Genomic DNA, 539 nt, shown 5'->3' on the forward strand with positions numbered 1-539 from the left:
ATGCGCTACATCCCGTACAACGGACCCGCCCAACTGCCCGCCGCACTGCGCACACCGCCCGAGCGACCCCGCATCGTGGTCACCTGGGGCGGCTCCCTGTACGACCTCGGCTGGCACGACGGCATCCTCGCCCCCCGGGTCGTACGCGCCCTGGCCCGCCACGACGTCGAGATCGTCATCGCCACCAACGACGCCCAACGCCACCTGTTCACCGACCTGCCCGACAACGTCATCCACCTCGGACCGGTCGCCCTCCACCTGCTCCTGCCCGGCTGCGCCGCCATCATCCACCAAGGCGGCGCCGGAACCACCATGACCGCCATGAGCAACGGCACCCCCCAACTCGTCATGCCCTGGGCGGTTGATGCCATCGTCAACGCCCAACAGGTCGAACGGACCGGCGCCGGACGCCACCTGTGGCCCGTCGACCTCGACGACGCCACCCTGCAACAGGCCCTCGACGCCTTCCTCGGCAACCTCCCCACCCACCAGCAGGCCGCCACCCGACTCCGACAACAACACCTCACCCAGCCCACCCC

The 539-nt window shown here is 70.1% G+C and carries 1 protein-coding gene; it reads left to right on the forward strand.

Going from position 1 to position 539, the window contains the following annotated elements; all coding sequences use genetic code 11:
- Positions 1-539, forward strand: a 539-nt coding sequence (locus tag ABD369_RS40960) for a nucleotide disphospho-sugar-binding domain-containing protein (protein WP_344641718.1), incomplete at both ends; no start/stop codon positions are given.

It is taken from the genome of Kitasatospora cystarginea (assembly GCF_039533515.1).
Classification (GTDB): Bacteria; Actinomycetota; Actinomycetes; order Streptomycetales; family Streptomycetaceae; genus Kitasatospora; species Kitasatospora cystarginea.